The following is a 17,050-nucleotide window of genomic DNA, read 5'->3' as shown; positions in this document are numbered from 1 at the left end:
TGATACCTACCAGAGAAGCCGGGAGGCCGCCGCCGGCAAATGCAAAGCTTCCGCTTTCTGCACCGCCGTTTTTCTTATTTTTGTATGCCATAAAGGCACCGATACCAACGATGGATATCACTTCATAAATCAGTACTGCGATCAGTACACCCCAGTTCATAACCTAGTCCTCCTTAAATGTTTGATAAATAATAACCATAAATTAATAAAACCAAAATACCAATAGAAATGATCAGTTACTGAAAAAGTGGTCCGGACTTTTTTTCTATATCTGTATCATAAACCGCATGGATGTATTTGAAAATTCACTAATATGTTTGACTTTTTTATCGTTCATTCGTATATTATGTATGAATGGATTTTTTGCAAAGGAGGGCGTTTATGTATCTGAGTATGGTGGTTTTTGAAGAGTGTCTGGCGGAATATCATCCGCGTATGACCGGACATTCTGATCTGATAAAAATAAAATTTATGGGTGTTCAGGAAGCGATGGAAGGACAGGAATATCTGCCGGATCACATGCTTCTGGAACATGTAGAATATTTTGTGTCACATCCTGTTCCGGCAGCCTGGGGGTGTCTGTGTATCGGCGAACCGCCGGAAGATCTGTTCAAAAATAACATTTGTCTGATTTTTCCGGAAAACACAGATAGAACAAGGCTTTATCATGATATTCAAAAGATATTTTTCCTATATAATTCCTGGGAAATGGAAATCCGAAAGGCGATGCAGCGCAATGCTACACTGGAGGAAATGTGCAATCTGTGCATTCCTATTTTTGAAAAACCGATTTTTATCCATGACAGGAACAACGAACTGCTGGCTATTGCAAATGAGATGGCGGGACAGTTTTCCTGGCAGTATGATGAGACGTTCGATAAGTATTATCTACCGCTGGAGATTCTGAATACCTTCAAATCTTCTGATGAATATCATAAGACATTGCACACTTATGGGGCACATATTTTCTCAGCAAAAGCCACCGGTTATCGTACATTATATGTGAATCTGAGGATTGAATGGGTGTATGTGGGACGTGTCTGTCTGGATGAAATCGGTACACCGATCCGGAAGCGGGATTATGAACTGCTGGAGTTTTTTGCGGACAATATCGCCCTGGCCATGCAGCAAGGCATGCTGTTGATAAGCGATGCATCCAATGTGTTGTCTATTCTGTTCAAAGGGATGATTGATGGCAAAAGTTATACAAAAAATCAGTTGGCCAATCCCTTCAGTTATTATAACTGGCATATTGATGATACCTTTCAGTGTATCACGATTTTCTGCCAGAAAAGTGATAATGCCATCCACACAGCAACGAATCTGACCCACAGACTGGCAAACATGTTTCCGAACAGCTGTGTATTCCGGAATGAGTATCAGATTATTCTGGTATTGAACCTGACACTGGAGAATATGGTGACAGACCGCTTTTTTGCGTATATTGGTGAGTTCTTAAGTCTTGGAAATCTGAAGGCCGGTGTCAGTATGCAGGGACATGATTTTATGAATTTCAGATATTATTACCGGCAGACACAGATTGCACATGAAGTGGGACTGAGCGAGGATCTGCAGGAACCGATCTATTACTTTGAAAAGTATGCATTCCACTACTTCTTCCGGCAGGCCTCGCAAGTGCTGCTGCCAGAGATGCTGTGCACCCCACAGTTGCTGAAGCTCATTGAGTACGACAAAGAGCATGATACAGAGTTTACTTATACGCTGCAGCGTTATCTGATCAACGAACGTAATATCAAAATTACGGCATCAGAACTTCATATTCACCGCAGCACAATGAATTACCGGATTTCCAGATTAAAAGAATTGCTTGATATAGATCTGGACGATTCCGAAAACCGACTATATCTTCTGAATTCTTTTTATATGCTTGATTTCAAAAAATTATATCAAAGTTAGATACCTTACGAAAAAGGAGACTTCCACCGTATCTTTTTCACACTGGAACTCTCCTTTTCCTTTCCATTTCACTTTACAGACTTATTTTCCGGAATTTCTTATCTGTCTTTACACTCACATTATACCATTGCAATTTTGTGGAAACCAATTTGTAAAACTCATTCTGTCATGCAGTTTGGTAATGATTCCTCTGAGGTTGATGCAGTAATACGTTTCTGTTATCAAAAATCTGCTTTTTACTCTGTTTTTTATCTATTTTGTATATTTTTTCATTCTATTTTTGGTTGTAATTATCCAATACGTCGGTTTTGGTATCTGTTTTGGTTATGATTCCATACAGTTCCGACATCTATTTTCCTTATTGTAAAAACAAAATACAGCCCGGACAGGAGAAAAATTCGCCTCATTTTCCACCCTGTTTGAGCTGTATTTATAACAACCTGTTATGACTGTTGAAACTTCCACCTGCTAATTAAGAAGTGAATCCCATCTTGCCAATCGCTTCGACGTGTACTTCCGAACCAAGGAACAGGTTCATACCATATGCCATGGCATTCTGCTGTTCTTCCCTGAAAAGTACATTACTGATTTCCACGGCTCCCCGCTCCAGCGCTTTTTCGCAGGCAGCAGCCTCCCCATTTTCTTTTGCATAGGCAAGTGCTTCCTCATATGTCTCAAAAATCTGCGGTTCTTTCACGCCATAAACATAATAGCCACTTTTGGTCTCTTCCTCAGAATTCATCTCGTAATTGGCTTTGATCTGAATGATCACTTCTGCCCGAATGTCGCCGATGACAGCGCCAAGCGCATTGGTCACCCCGGCTTCCTGCGGAATGAAGCAGGTGGTTCCAAGAAGTTTTGCCACTTCCGGCAAAAATACATGGATCGGCGCACCAACGCCCACCAGCACGGCATCAGACTGAAACAGTGCCTGAATCAGATGGTTCGTACGCTCTTCTCCCTCTTCAGTCAACTTATTTTTAAATAACCGAAAACATTCTTCCACCAAAAGGTCGATTTCATCGGTATAAGCATACCTTTTGCTGTTTCGGAAACGATCTTCCAGCAAAATACGGACAATATTTTTGTACAGTTTCTTTTCCACCAGTTCATACACCAGTGCCGGAATCTCCTCTTCTATATGATGCGTGGATTTTGCCAGAAAAGCTGCTGCCAGCCGGGAAGCTTTTGCATCATACAATGTGAAATCTCCCCGGATACACATCATATCCGTTGGCGTCAGACCACTGCGCAAGATAATCCCCTCATCTTCCAGGCGCTGCAGATTCAACCGGTACACATCCGTGTGAAACGCATGCGCAGTTTCTGCCAGACTTAACGGACCGTCTTCCAGTAATTTTACCAGCATCTGCTCTTCCTCGGTGTAGCGCGGATTTCCTGCAATGTCCTTCTGCTTTATGTAAAAAGAATACATTGGCTTGGAATGGCCTTTCCAGTAATCCTCATCCAAGTTGTCAAAAATACGGAAAATATCCGGATACTGCGCCGCCAGAATACAAAGCGGCATAACGCGGCGGTCAGAGAGAAAAAGTTCACTTTCGTGATAGCAGATCTCGCTGTCGCCGCCCAATCCAAACGTATCCACATACAGCCCTTTGACAAAGGTACGCCAGCTGCCGATCTGAATGCCATTTTCAGCGCGGATCGGCAGATCATCTTTTACCAGTGCAATGTCGCTGGTCGTTCCACCCATATCAATGATGACAGATTTCGGATAATGACCAAGGTAAGCTCCACCCATGACACTGGCCGCCGGTCCACACAACAGTGTTTCCACCGGATGATTGCGGGCATAGGTTTCATTCATCAATGAGCCATCGCTGCGCATGATCACAACCGGACAGTTTAAATCCCGCAGACGCATACTGCAGTGTACCGCCTCCAGAAATTCATCAATCACCGGCAGCAAACGGGCATTCAAAAGAGCACTTGCTCCACGCTGGATCACGTTGCGGTCATGAAACAGATGATACGCACATACAATCGGCATTGTACTTTGTTTTCGGATCAATTCTGCTGCTTTCTGCTCGTAGGCTCCATCATTTTCTTCTGCATTCATCTGCGCAATGGCCACACTGTCATACACAGCAAGCCGTTCCGTGATTTCCATCTCAAAAAGATCCCATCCCGGTTCTGTATGTTCTTTTGCATTTCCTTCCACAAACAAAATATCATCCAGATTTTCGAAACCGTATTCACGGTAAGAATTGCGCACCACTTTTTCACTGACGCCGATAAAAATCATAAACACCCGGCCGCCTTTATTTTCCACACAGGCATTTGTCGTCAATGTGGTGGACAGGGCGAGAAACGACGCCTGATGCAGCAGTTCTGCCGGCAGTTTGTCCAGCGAACTTCCGATCCCCTGCTCCAAGTGATCGTGTGTGGTCTGTGATTTTGCAGATGCAAGAATACGCCCTTCTGTCATATCAAAGGCAACGACATCCGTGCAGGTTCCCCCTGTGTCAATTCCAATTCCAATCATAAAACTTTCCTTTCTCCTTCTCCTGTGTAGTGAGGGCTTTTAACTCCCACTGACATAATTCTGTATCCATGTACTTTATGCCGCACTACAGGCTTCCCTTTTTATGCAGTATATAATATCAACGCATATACTGTAAAATACAGAATCTACCTGTCATCATAACACTCTGTTATAACCATACTCACCTATTTCATGAAAATGAATACGCAAAAACAGAATAAGCTCATAACCAGATGACAATTCACATCTGTCCCCACATTTTTTATACTGAATTTATACAGAACAGAACTGTCAGACAACAGGCTGTTTTGATTCAAACACTTTATCATTTACAGGAGGTTTTTACATTATGACATCAGAAGAAAAAATTCAGAAAGCCATTCGCCTGGAACCATATGCCAGCAAATCAGAAATCCCGATTTTTCCTATGATCATCACCTACGCAGGTGTTCCTGCCGGAATCACACAGGCAAAATTATTTGAAAGCAACGAAATCTGGCTGGATTCCATGGAAAAAACATTTCAGAAAATCGGATGTTATCCGGACATGGTAATGCCGGTTGGGGCAGCCGACACCGTATTTATCGAATCTATGAAGGCACGTCTCCCGGGCCGTGAACTTGGAGACAACGAATTGTTCCAGTTCATCGAGCTTCCTGTTATGACGGAGGACGATTATCAGTTTTTGATGGACAACGGCTATCAAGCCTGGAAAATGAAACATTTATGCGCTATTCAGGAGCCTCCAGTAACACCGAACGAAACCGGAATCGGTCAGATTGTCGGCCGCCTCATGGAAGTTGGCAAACATTTTGGCATGAACCGCCAGTACTGGGAAAGCAAAAACATTCCACTTTGCTTCCATAACGGATGCGCACCAGCCTTTGATGAATTCTCCATGTCCCGTGGTATGGAAGACTTCTTCTATGATCTGTATGATGAGCCGGAAATGGTAAAAAATGCATGTGCTGCTGCCACTCCTGCCATCATCGGTCAGGCCCTTCAGGGTATGAAACCAGGTGACCGCATCGCCATGTTTGCAATGCGTTCCTCCTCTTCTTTCATTTCCCCGGAAATGTTTGAGGAATTTGCTTTTCCATATATGAAACAGATGGTAGAAGCATTTTATGCAAAGGGAATTGTCAGTGTCATCCACTGCGACGGTAACTGGCTGCCAATGCTGCCGTATTTTTGCGAACTGCCAAAAGGAAGCTGTATCATTGAATTAGACGGAACCACCGACATTGAAAAGAGTGCTGAAATCCTGCGTGGACATCAGTGTATCCGTGGTGACATTCCAGCTGCCACTCTGGCTTTTGGAACCGTAGAAGAAACAAAAGCTTACTGCGATAAACTGATCAACCTGGCTATGGATGGTGGTTTCATTATTGGAACCGGATGTGAAGTGCCGCTGAATGCCAAACTTGAAAATGTGCAGACATTCATGAACTGCCTGAAATATTAAATTCTTGTTTGTCGCGTTTTTGACTGAAAATTTATATAATAAGAAAACGAAGAATCCTGTCAGGAAGCTAGACATTCGCTGCCTTCATTTCACTGCGGTTTCATCGCGCTCACTCCCACCTCCTATAAAAGCTGGTCGGTTCCTGTTCGCGCAAAACCTTGTGAAACTCAGTCGCTCACTGAATCGCTTTCCCTGACAGGATTCTTTGTTTTCTCTATTTACGGCATTAAAGTCAGCCAATGCACACAACTTCACTTTGTGTCGCATTACAATGGCGTTTACAGCATATAATCAAGGAGCGATTGCTAGCGACTGAGACAAAATTTCCGGAGTTCCAATCAAAACCTAACGTAGTGAATTTTTAAGCCACCCAAAACAAGATTTTATATTTGTAGATATTTCATAAAATATCGAAATGCCGGATTCGCATTTTTCTCACTCCATACCAGATCAAACGGCGTCCCCCCGATTTCCGGCACTCTGATGCATTCCACATTCGGACTGTTGCAGCACTTACTGTATGCGTCCAGTATCGCAATTCCTTTTCCCAATTCCAGCATCATCATATAATTTTTCTCATCGGACGCCATCACTAATTCCGGCTTGAATCCCGCTTCTTTTGCCTGCGCCTTGATCATACGATTCAGAAATGTATTTCCGCTTTCGCTAATTGTCAGAAATGGTTTGTCCGCAAAGTCTTTCAGAGAATATCTGTCCTTTGTATCTTTCATAAATATTTTCGGTACAACCAGCACGGTCTCTAATTTGTATAACGTTTTATGTTGAATTTTGCTTCTTCCCGTCAGATCATACTGCAACGTCACTGCGCAGTCCAGCGTTCCATTCATCACATTTTGGATCAGTCCATCAAAAGAATCCGTTGTCACATACAATTCCACACCCGGACAGTGTTTTGCAAAATCATTTAATATTTCCTGCAGATACTCATCTATGATCTGATTTTCAAAAATCCCCAGACGAACGGTTCCTGTCATTCCTTTTTCCGCATATTTTGCCTGTTCAATGACCAGCTGCGCTTTTCCGTGCAGTTCTTTGAATCCATCGTATATAATCTGTCCTGCGTCTGTCAGCTGTGTACGCTTACTTTTATCTCTTGAAAACAATACTACGCAAAGTTCCGCTTCCAGTGCATTAATCCGCTTGCTCAATGCCGGCTGTGCCATATACATGGCCTCTGCGGCTGCGGTAAAACTTCCCAGCTCTGCCACTTTGAAAAAACATTCAATCTGTTCCGATGTCATAAAAAATACCCCCGAAAAAAAGCATAATAATTACATTTATTATAGCATCTTTTCGAGGGTTTGCATATGTTCATTCTTTCCGTCAGTAGTTTGTCAGCAGTTTCTGTTATTTCTGCGGATGTGTCTTCAGGAAATCATGTGCAGCCTCACTCATGGCAAGCACATTTTCCGGTTTTGCATCTGACGGGATATCACATCCGGTTGCGATCATGCAGCCCCAAGGTCCGATATCCTCCAGAAGTTTTGTGACATATTCTTTCACTTCCTCCGGTGTTCCAAATGTCATTAATTCGCATGGAACATCACCGAGGATACACACGTCTTTTCCGAGTACTTCTCGTGCTTTTCTGATATCTGTCTTGGAATCCAGGGCAAGCACATACGTCTTATCTTCCAGACGTTTAAATTTCTCCAGATCCAGGTTCCAACAGGAATCCAGATGGAACATCGGAATGACATTCATCTCGATACACAGGTCGTAGTAAGCTTTAAAGGACGGCCATACAAACTCATCAAACATTTTCGGTGAAACCAGATCCGGGCCGGTTCTCCAGCCGCCGATCCATACACCAAGTGCATGGGTATCTTCAATCTGCTGTCTGTAAGCTTTCAGATTGTGCTCCAGAACCATATCAAAAATTTCATGCATCAGCTCCGGCTCTTCCATCAGATCATCCATAAAGAATGCTTCCAGGGAACGTCCGCCGCAGAAATACTCAAACGGTGTGATCATCAGAAAATCAACGATACACGGAATACCTGCTTCATAGAACTTCTGATAACAGCGGGGAGCTGCTTCAAAGTACGGTTTCAGATGTTCCCAGTTATTGTCACATTTTTCTGCAACAAACTGTTTCTGGAATGCCTCCCATCCCATCTCTTTGATTTTCTCATAATCCTCAAACTGCATGTTCTCGAACTCTTTGATCTGCCACATATCATCATCGCCCAGTTCCTGTCCCGGAAGTGCTGTTTTGGACAGCCACTGTGTACCAAGCAGGTACGGGGTAAAGATGACATTCTGTGTTCCATCTGCACCGATGCGCTCTAATTCAGCCAGATTGGCATCACATGCTTTGTCAAAATCTGTAATATAATCCTTTAATAAAATATGCTGCGCCCGTGCAAAATAAGCATTTCCACACGGAACTACCGGCACGCGGTCCACCGGCTCACAACGAACCGTTTTTCTCAGTAACTCAAGATTCTCTTCATATTTACCCATGATACATTCCTCCATATTTTAAGCTTGTCATTACTTTTTCACACCACACGTTAACCTGGCTGTCTGCCTGTGATGTTTCCCTTTGATAGTTTCAGTATATCGGTAATCCAGTGGTCTGTACACTGAATAAATCCCATCTTGTCATACACTTTGGTTATGATTCATCATGCAGTTTCGTTATCATTCATCATGCGTTTTGGTAATCATTTTTCGTGGTAAAATTTTATGTTGAGAAAAAGGGCTCAGGCTGTTTTGTCCCGGACGCTAACAATCGCTTTCCGGGAAAAAACAGCCTGAGCCCTTTCATTTACACTTACTCTCCGTAAGGAAATATGCAATACGCTCTCTTTTCACACTTGCTTACCATAAGAAAATAGACACTGATCTTTTACTCTACCTGCTTCCATGAGAAAATACTAAATTTCTCTTCCCTTAATAGAGGTAGCTTTATGCATAAAAATCTTCTACTGCTTTGAAGAATGCATCGATATTCTCCCATGGAGACATAGGCGGAATATCACAGCCGGAAGAAATCACAAAGTTTTTATATTTACAGCACTCGTTCATTACTTCTTTTGTTCTGTTGTATACACTCTCTGCAGTTCCGTTTCTGAACTCTCCTGCCGGATCTACATTACCCATGGCAACGAGGTTTTCCGGAACGTGAGTCATCATCTCAGCCATGTTGATGGCATTCCCGAAATGATACATCAGGCAGCCGTTTGTCACGATGGTATCGATTGTTTTTACGGCTGTATTCCCACAGTTATGATATACAACGATGAAATTGTCATCCTGAACAGCGTCCACAATCTGTTTTACATAGTCAGCAGAAAATTCCTGTGCCAGAGCCGGGGATAACAGACCTGCCAGCGGCTCAGCCATTACAATTCCGTTTGCACCAACTTTTTTGTACTCATTACAGTAGTTGATCAGGAACTCTGTTGCTTTCTGCAGAACGGTATGCACCATATCAGGCTCATCGTAGCAGTACATCAACGCTTCGGATACATCCAGTAGTCTTCCTGCCAGAGAGAACGGGCCGATAACGCCTGCCAGAACCGGTCTGTCTGTGATCAGTTTGCACGCTTTCTCAATAGCATCAATGTAAATCTGTGTACGGCCTGCACCAATTTCCGGAACTTTCAGCGCATCTGCTTCTTCCTCTGTAGAAACGATGGAACCGATAACGGTCGGAACCTCATCATCAGATACACGGATGGTGGACCCGAAAGCCTCTGCCTCCAGAGACAAATCCATTAAGCTTACACTGGCTGCTGTCGGACAAGAATCTGCGATGATCTTCATACCTTCTGCCTGTTTGTCACTGCTGTTGATCAACTCTGCCACAGTGATTCCCATTTTCTGGATAGATGGGAAAGAAAGTACCGGTAATGCTTTCTTTTTATCACTTGCGATTACATCCGCTACCCACTGTTTCATGTTCATTGTCATACTAAATACCCTCCCAATTGTTTTCCTATCGTTTTAGTAGAATTAAAATTTAAAAATAATATTGGCATCTGTACTATCCCGCCAATCATATATAGGTTCTATCTCCGGAGAGAAAAGTCTGTCCCTCTTCTCCCCGAAAATCTATCCTTTCGTATTGAAATTAGTTTGCAAATACTGCTACAGCCGCATCAGCTGCAGAAGCTGCGTCCTCTGTATAAATGTCTGCATGAATGCTGTCTGCAAATGCCTGATTTACCGGAGCACCGCCAACCATGATGGTTACTTTATCACGGATACCAGCTTCTTCTGCTGCTTTTACTACTTCACCAAGCATCGGCATAGTTGTTGTCAGAAGTGCGGAACAGCAGATAATGCTGCAGTCATTCTCAATGGCACATTTAACAAAATCCTGCGGATCTACATCTACACCAAGGTCAATGATCTCAATACCCTTTCCTTCGATCATCATACGAACCAGGTTTTTACCGATGTCATGCATATCACCTTTTACGGTTCCGATGCAGGCTTTTCCAAGCGGTTCTGCTGCATCTCCGGAAAGAAGTGGTTTTAAAAGCGCGGTTCCTGCATTCATGGCACGAGCTGCAACCAATACTTCTGGTACAAATACTTCATCATTTTTGAATTTTTCACCGATAATGTTCATTCCTGCAAGAAGACCGTCTTTTAAAATAGTTGCTGCGTCCATTCCTTCATCAATAGCCTGCTGCACTAATCTGGTTACATCTTTTCTTTTTCCTTTCTGTAAAGCTTCTGAAATCTCATTAATAACTGACATACTTTCTCCTCCTCATCTTAACTCACTGTCGGATTTAACATCAGAAAATATCCTTCGTCTGGCATTTTTCTTCATCCCCTGAAATTCAAGAATGCCATCGGCATTCTTGCTGCTCGTCACCTATAGATACTGGTGTCATCTCGTATCTAATGTATCCGACTAGTAACCCTTTGTTCTGGTTTCAGTATAAACAGATTTGCTCATACCGTAAATTCTCATCTGATTATGAGCTTATTCCTTTTTCTGTTTTCTTACTGATTCAAGTATATAAATTGATTCAGAAAATGTAAAATTACTTTTCAAAGTAATATCATGCAATTTAGTTATGCAAGTTCCATAAACGCATAACCCATTTTTCAATATTTGAAAAATCAATTTCACAGAACAAGAAAATTTTACTATTCAAATACAGTCACACTTTCTCCGCATTATATTGAAAAAAAACTGGAAGTTTTCTGAAAAAAGTGTATACTGGTAAAAAGGCGTTTGCCTAAAATTTACTGATAAAAAACAGTGACATCAGTATTTGCATATTAATTTGTATATTTTATAAGGATAGGGAGGAAATGACCGGCCGCCGGTCAATACTGATACTATGAGATCATTAAATCTGACATTGCTCACTGATTTATATGAGATAACCATGATGCAGGGTTATTTCAAAGCGCAGAACCAGGACGTGGTTGTCTTTGATGCTTTTTACCGTGAAAATCCATGCGGAGGCGGTTATGCCATCGCCTGCGGACTGGAACAGGTCATCGACTATATCAAAAACCTTCAGTTCTCTGCTGACGATATCCGTTATCTCCAGAGCCTGAACATGTTTGACGAGGATTTCTTAAAATACCTCAGCACATTCCGCTTCTCCGGAAGCATTTACGCAATTCCGGAAGGAACAGTGATTTTCCCACGTGAGCCATTTATCAAAGTGGTTGCTCCGATCATGGAGGCACAGTTGGTAGAGACAGCAATTTTAAATATCATGAATCACCAGAGTCTGATCGCCACAAAAGCAGCCCGCGTCTGCTATGCGGCACAAAATGACGGAGTCATGGAATTCGGACTACGCCGTGCCCAGGGACCGGACTCCGGTATTTACGGTGCCCGCGCTGCTGTCATCGGTGGCTGCTGTGGAACTTCCAACGTACTTGCCGGACAGATTTTCAATATTCCGGTAAAAGGAACCCACGCACACAGCTGGATCATGAGTTTCCCGGATGAGTATACTGCATTCAAAACATACGCAGAGTTATATCCGAATGCCTGCATTTTGCTGGTAGATACTTATGACACTTTAAAATCCGGTATTCCAAACGCGATCCGCGTGTTCCAGGAAATGAAAGACGCCGGTGTGGAACTTCATAATTATGGTATCCGTATGGATAGTGGTGACCTGGCTTACCTGTCCAAAAAAGTTCGTAAAATGCTGGATGCAGCCGGATTCCCGGATGCGATCATCTCCGCTTCCAACGACCTTGATGAATACCTGATCGAGACTCTGAAAATCCAGGGTGCAAAGATCACTTCCTGGGGTGTCGGCACAAGCCTGATCACTTCCAGAGACTGCCCGGCTTTCGGCGGTGTATACAAACTGGCTGCTATCCGCAACGAGGACGGTAACTTCACACCGAAGATTAAACTTTCCGAAAATACTGAGAAAGTGACTAATCCGGGAAACAAAGAAATTTATCGTATTTATGATAAAGAAACAGGAAAAATCCGTGCAGATCTGATTTGCCTTGCAGATGAAACATTCGATGCAAATGAAGACATGGTACTCTTTGATCCGACTGAAACATGGAAACGGACACGTCTCGTTGGCGGCACTTATAACATGAGAAAACTGCTGGTTCCAATCTTCGAAGAAGGAAAATGCGTGTACACTTCTCCGAGTGTTATGGAAATTCAGAATATCTGTACACAGGAGAAAGCTACACTCTGGGATGAGAATATGCGTTTTGTAAATCCGTCTAAGGTGTATGTAGATCTTTCTGATAAGCTGTACAATATGAAGCAAACGGTGTTCAATGAACTTAGTACAGCAAAATATCATGTTTAGGGTGGCTTAAAATTTATGGCTATACGGTAGTATTATGAAAGCGGACTCAGCCAAATTTGTCCCGGCAGCTAACAATCGCTTGCCAGGAAAAATTTGCTCTGAGCCCGCTATTTACATATATATTGCCAAAAATGTACAGAGCAATCACTTGCCAGGGAAAATTTCAGGAGTTCTTAATTTACTCTGTGAAATTAGTAAATTTTTGCGCCCCCTGCACTTCGTGCCGCATGTGTGACACGACGTAAGGGAAATTGTGTTGTTTAAACACAAAGCCTACCATAAAGGGACTCTGGCTATTTTTTCTCTGAGAGCGATTGTTAGCCTCAGAGAAAAAATAGCAGAGTCCCTTTTCATAACCTTCTTTTTTAACAACACAATTTCCCGTAATAATCCCCTAATTGAATCCTATTACCTTCTGAGATATTTTATAAATAGTCAGTGACAGTTTTCTGCCCCCTCTTCCCGGAAGATTTAATGTCTGTCCCATAATACGGTTTCTGAGTTTATGGAATAAACGAATATCCGCATTTTTGATATATGTCCAGAGTTCCCGTTTTTTCTCCAGATTTTCTTCGGTTCCGGATTTCAGCAACATTACCGTAGAAATCACCGTAATGATTTCCAGATAATTCAGCATATAGCGGCGAAGATGACGATCCGATATTTTCCACAGATCATAAGAATCCACCATAATCTTATTAACCTTAATCTGCTGGTCAATATTTTTGATCATATTTTTTTCATTGACGGACTGATCATCTCTGCCGATATAATAACGGTAGAAATCCACATCCAGGTAATACATCGTCTTCACATATGGCAAGGGCACATACACAAACAGATTATCCACATAAAAGGTATGCTTCGGCAGTACCAGATGGCAATCCCGCAGCAACTGTGTCCGATAAATCACCGAGTGCATCAGAATATATTTTCCGATTTTAAAATTTTTCGTCTCTTCCCAGCCAAAAAGCTGTCCCTGCGGAAGTATGTTATGATAACGAGTCGCAGATTTATGCTTTGCCCCTTCTTTTTCATACACAAAATTGCTGATCATCATATCCAGCATGCATCCGGCAGAACACAGATTATGTAACGTATCCAAAATTTGATGATAACTCTCCGCATCTACCCAATCATCACTGTCCACAACTTTGAAATACAAACCAGTGGCATGATTCAGTCCTGCATTCAGACCAGCCCCGTGTCCTCCGTTTTCCTGATGTATCACCCGGACAATGGACGGATATTCCTTTGCATATTCATCTGCAATCGCGCCTGTATCATCGGTAGAACCATCATCCACAATAATAATTTCCACATCTTCTCCGCCCACCAGCAGAGAATCCACACAACGGCGCATATAGTCCTGTGAATTGTAACAGGGTACGGTAAATGTTAATAACTTCATACAAGAATTTTCCCCTTTTCCTATTTGTGTACAAGTCAAATCAAATACATCAAAAATCGGGCAGCCTCTTCCGATCTCTATATTCCGGTAACTTCTTTCTGCATTTAATTTTTCTTTTTTATTTCCGTTCAAGAATGCCCTCGGCATTCTTGCTGCGAGATGCACGTCATGCAATGCATGACATATTCTTCTGTGCATCTCTGCAATCCTGCCGGAGGCTATATCAGATGGGAGATTGAATCCCACCACTGATATAATCTTGTTGCTCACCACCTGCAGAGGTGGGAGTCATCTCACATCTGATATATCTTTCTTTTTAGTATACATCACGAATCTGAAAAAATTAACTTGTTTTTTCAAATTTTTCTTACGTTTTACCTATACATCTTTACAAAAATCCGGCAAACAGGCTCTTCATAATTTGTTCACATTTTATTTGCAAAAAAAACATACTCTCCACATACGAAAGACACAATTTATCTATATACTTCTAATTGTAAGATAAATAAAGATCTTACACAAAACAACTTAGAAATTTTCAATTTCTTTTCATAAATCTTTTTCATGTATAGCCGATGCCTACGCATCGGCTCCTCTTTTAAGTTCTCGCAGAGAACGCTACTTCTCTTCAAACCTTTCATTTCCAAGCCGAATGTTCATATATTTTGTATATGCCGCAAAAGCCGACGGTATCGGATATGCCTCCTCGGAATGTGCCGCCTCTACAAATAAAAGCCCTGCTTCTTCTCTGGTCAGCGAATCCACTTCCACCATATACCCCTGCATATGCCATTCCACATGGGAAAAAATATGTTTCGCATCTTCCAGTTTCTGAATCCGCATCGGATGCAGATGCATTTCCTGCACCACATGCAGCGCCTCATCCTCGGAAAGATTTCCCAGTTCATTCGGAAATTCATACAATCCGGCCAGCAGTCCCTTTTTCGGTCGTTTTTTCAAAACCACACGCTCCCCATCACGGATTACAAGTACGGTGCGGTCTTCAATCCTCCTGGCTTTCGCCTTCTTTTTCACCGGAAGTTCCTGCCAGAGTCCTCGCTTTCGCGTTTCACAAAAATCATACCATGGGCATTGTCCACACAATGGTTCTCCATTTGGCACACAGACGATGGCACCAAGTTCCATAAGTGCCTGATTAAAACTACCTGCCCGATCCTTCGGAATCACATCCTGAAGTGCTTTTTCTACCTTTGTTTTTACAGACTGCTTCATAATATCCGAATCGTCCGCAGATACGCGCATCAGAATCCGCAATACATTTCCATCCACCGCTGGAACCGGAATTCCATATGCAATAGAAGCAATTGCTCCCGCTGTATAGTTGCCAATTCCTTTCAGAGAAAGCAGTTTTTCATAATCTGCCGGCAGCATTCCGCCATACTCTTCCATCACAGTCTGAGCCGCAATCTGCATATTCCGCACCCGGTTATAATATCCAAGGCCTTCCCACAATTTCAGAAGTTTCTCTTCCTCACATTCTGCAAGGTCTTTTACATCCGGCAGTGCTGTCATAAAACGTTCAAAATATGGTTTGACTGCTTCCACCCTGGTCTGCTGCAGCATAATTTCTGACACCCATACACGATACGGAGTGGCAACAGAACGCCATGGCAGCGTCCGTGCATTTTTTTCAAACCATGCAAGCAATGGTTCCACGATCTGTTCTAATTTAAAATCCTCCAGCATTCTTTCTATTCCTCTTTTTATACTAATAATCTATTCATTTATATCTTTTAGCACTTTAACAGATTTTTTATACTTTTTCTACTGGCAAATCTCAGTTTTATTGTTTTCTTTTTAACAAATATGGTGTATAATCAGATTGTTGAGTAATGGTATTACATAATACATGAACTACCAAAACAGGAGGTATTTGAAATGAATAATTTACTTTTAGAAGTAGAAGGCCCAATCGCCGTACTTACCATTAACAGACCAAAGGCATTAAACGCACTGAACAGTGAGACTCTGACAGAGTTAAACGAAGTTCTGACAGAGATTGAAGGAAGAGACGACATCAAAGTTGTTATCCTTACAGGTGCAGGCGAGAAATCTTTCGTTGCAGGTGCAGACATCTCTGAGATGGTTAACTTCTCTGCAGCAGAGGGACGTGCTTTCGGTATGAGAGCTTCAGAGCCGTTCTTTAAATTACAGAATATGCGTCAGGTTACGATCGCAGCTGTAAACGGTTTTGCATTAGGCGGTGGATGTGAGATTTCCATGGCTTGTGATATCCGTATCGCTTCTGAAAACGCATTATTCGGACAGCCGGAGTGTGGTCTTGGAATCATCCCGGGATTCGGTGGTACACAGAGACTTGCCCGCCTGGTTGGTATGGGACGTGCAAAAGAAATGATCTTTGCATGCCAGAATATCGATGCTGCAGAAGCTTACAGAATCGGACTTGTAAATAAAGTTGTTCCTCAGGAAGAGCTGATGGCTACTGCTAAGAAATTAGCAGGAAAAATCGCACGTAATGCAAGCTATGCTGTTTCAATCGCAAAAGCTGCAATCAATAACGGTTACGATATGGACATCAAGAATGCTGTTGAGTACGAAGCAAACCTCTTCGGTATGACATGCTCTACACATGACAAAACAGAAGGAATGACAGCTTTCCTTGAGAAACGTAAAGAGAAAAACTTTACAGATTTCTAAATCGAACAGGCTTTTAAAATGAAGATCTTATGATTTTCCGATAATCCAATGGAGGGATGCCATCAAATACAAATGCGTATTTCTGGCATCCCATTTTTATAAAACAGATTTCACAAAAAATGCAGCGATCAGAATATTATCTTCCTGTTTTCTGCAAAACAGGATTTCTCACACTTTATCATTCTATGATCTTACTGCAATTTTTGAAAGGAGTTGCAACTTATGATTGAAAAAATGATTACTTTCATCGGTGGTGGAAATATGGCGACTGCCAT

General features: G+C 42.3%; 11 protein-coding genes. 4 read left to right on the top strand and 7 right to left on the bottom strand.

Annotation, left to right across the window (positions count from 1 at the left end; genetic code table 11):
- Positions 1-381 precede the first annotated feature (381 nt).
- Positions 382-1,917: a CdaR family transcriptional regulator gene (locus Q0I54_RS10990; RefSeq protein ID WP_296118659.1), complete on the top strand. Its 1,536-nt coding sequence runs from the start codon at positions 382-384 to the stop codon at positions 1,915-1,917.
- Positions 1,918-2,389: 472 nt separating this feature from the next.
- On the opposite strand, the gene Q0I54_RS10985 is transcribed toward Q0I54_RS10990, so the two are convergent.
- A complete protein-coding gene (locus Q0I54_RS10985) occupies positions 2,390-4,423 on the bottom strand; it encodes a hydantoinase/oxoprolinase family protein (protein WP_296118657.1) in 2,034 nt (677 codons plus the stop codon).
- Between the two features lie 349 nt (positions 4,424-4,772).
- Between Q0I54_RS10985 and Q0I54_RS10980 the strand changes: the two genes are divergently transcribed.
- The gene (locus tag Q0I54_RS10980; RefSeq protein WP_296118656.1) at positions 4,773-5,888 is read left to right on the top strand and encodes a uroporphyrinogen decarboxylase family protein; all 1,116 of its coding nucleotides are present in this window, start codon (positions 4,773-4,775) and stop codon (positions 5,886-5,888) included.
- Between the two features lie 383 nt (positions 5,889-6,271).
- On the opposite strand, the gene Q0I54_RS10975 is transcribed toward Q0I54_RS10980, so the two are convergent.
- The 4 genes from Q0I54_RS10975 to Q0I54_RS10960 all read right to left on the bottom strand — a co-directional run bounded on the left by Q0I54_RS10975 (position 6,272) and on the right by Q0I54_RS10960 (position 10,626).
- A complete protein-coding gene (locus tag Q0I54_RS10975) occupies positions 6,272-7,150 on the bottom strand; it encodes a LysR family transcriptional regulator (protein WP_296118655.1) in 879 nt (292 codons plus the stop codon).
- 106 nt (positions 7,151-7,256) lie between these two features.
- Positions 7,257-8,375 (bottom strand): uroporphyrinogen decarboxylase family protein, encoded by a 1,119-nt coding sequence (locus tag Q0I54_RS10970; protein WP_296118653.1) that lies wholly within the window; start codon positions 8,373-8,375, stop codon positions 7,257-7,259.
- Positions 8,376-8,822: 447 nt separating this feature from the next.
- Positions 8,823-9,830: a uroporphyrinogen decarboxylase family protein gene (locus tag Q0I54_RS10965; RefSeq protein WP_296118651.1), complete on the bottom strand. Its 1,008-nt coding sequence runs from the start codon at positions 9,828-9,830 to the stop codon at positions 8,823-8,825.
- A gap of 160 nt (positions 9,831-9,990) precedes the next feature.
- A complete protein-coding gene (locus Q0I54_RS10960; protein ID WP_296118648.1) occupies positions 9,991-10,626 on the bottom strand; it encodes a corrinoid protein in 636 nt (211 codons plus the stop codon).
- A 595-nt stretch (positions 10,627-11,221) separates the two neighbouring features.
- On the opposite strand from Q0I54_RS10960, the gene Q0I54_RS10955 reads away from it, so the two are divergent.
- A complete protein-coding gene (locus Q0I54_RS10955) occupies positions 11,222-12,685 on the top strand; it encodes a nicotinate phosphoribosyltransferase (RefSeq protein ID WP_296118646.1) in 1,464 nt (487 codons plus the stop codon).
- Positions 12,686-13,079: 394 nt separating this feature from the next.
- Here the strand turns inward: Q0I54_RS10955 and Q0I54_RS10950 are convergent, their stop codons facing one another.
- Together Q0I54_RS10950 and mutY are read right to left on the bottom strand one after the other, a co-directional pair.
- Positions 13,080-14,096: a glycosyltransferase family 2 protein gene (locus tag Q0I54_RS10950; protein WP_296118645.1), complete on the bottom strand. Its 1,017-nt coding sequence runs from the start codon at positions 14,094-14,096 to the stop codon at positions 13,080-13,082.
- Positions 14,097-14,714: 618 nt separating this feature from the next.
- Complete coding sequence (mutY, locus tag Q0I54_RS10945) at positions 14,715-15,803, bottom strand: A/G-specific adenine glycosylase (protein ID WP_296118644.1); 1,089 nt, start codon at positions 15,801-15,803, stop codon at positions 14,715-14,717.
- A 192-nt stretch (positions 15,804-15,995) separates the two neighbouring features.
- On the opposite strand from mutY, the gene Q0I54_RS10940 reads away from it, so the two are divergent.
- Positions 15,996-16,775, top strand: a complete 780-nt coding sequence (locus Q0I54_RS10940; protein WP_288773717.1) for an enoyl-CoA hydratase-related protein — start codon at positions 15,996-15,998, stop codon at positions 16,773-16,775.
- Positions 16,776-17,050: the final 275 nt, after the last annotated feature.

The organism is uncultured Eubacterium sp. (genome assembly GCF_934295145.1).
GTDB lineage: Bacteria > Bacillota > Clostridia > Lachnospirales > Lachnospiraceae > Eubacterium_I.
The sequence above is the reverse complement of the archived record's forward strand: the minus strand, read 5'-3'. Positions and strand labels throughout refer to the sequence as shown.

What these genes read in the sequence shown, in the direction of transcription:
- Q0I54_RS10990 (WP_296118659.1), top strand. Translation starts at nt 382, where the DNA reads ATGTATCTGAGTATGGTGGTTTTTGAAGAGTGTCTGGCGGAATATCAT.
- Q0I54_RS10985 (WP_296118657.1), bottom strand. Translation starts at nt 4,423, where the DNA reads ATGATTGGAATTGGAATTGACACAGGGGGAACCTGCACGGATGTCGTT.
- Q0I54_RS10980 (WP_296118656.1), top strand. Translation starts at nt 4,773, where the DNA reads ATGACATCAGAAGAAAAAATTCAGAAAGCCATTCGCCTGGAACCATAT.
- Q0I54_RS10975 (WP_296118655.1), bottom strand. Translation starts at nt 7,150, where the DNA reads ATGACATCGGAACAGATTGAATGTTTTTTCAAAGTGGCAGAGCTGGGA.
- Q0I54_RS10970 (WP_296118653.1), bottom strand. Translation starts at nt 8,375, where the DNA reads ATGGGTAAATATGAAGAGAATCTTGAGTTACTGAGAAAAACGGTTCGT.
- Q0I54_RS10965 (WP_296118651.1), bottom strand. Translation starts at nt 9,830, where the DNA reads ATGACAATGAACATGAAACAGTGGGTAGCGGATGTAATCGCAAGTGAT.
- Q0I54_RS10960 (WP_296118648.1), bottom strand. Translation starts at nt 10,626, where the DNA reads ATGTCAGTTATTAATGAGATTTCAGAAGCTTTACAGAAAGGAAAAAGA.
- Q0I54_RS10955 (WP_296118646.1), top strand. Translation starts at nt 11,222, where the DNA reads ATGAGATCATTAAATCTGACATTGCTCACTGATTTATATGAGATAACC.
- Q0I54_RS10950 (WP_296118645.1), bottom strand. Translation starts at nt 14,096, where the DNA reads ATGAAGTTATTAACATTTACCGTACCCTGTTACAATTCACAGGACTAT.
- mutY (WP_296118644.1), bottom strand. Translation starts at nt 15,803, where the DNA reads ATGCTGGAGGATTTTAAATTAGAACAGATCGTGGAACCATTGCTTGCA.
- Q0I54_RS10940 (WP_288773717.1), top strand. Translation starts at nt 15,996, where the DNA reads ATGAATAATTTACTTTTAGAAGTAGAAGGCCCAATCGCCGTACTTACC.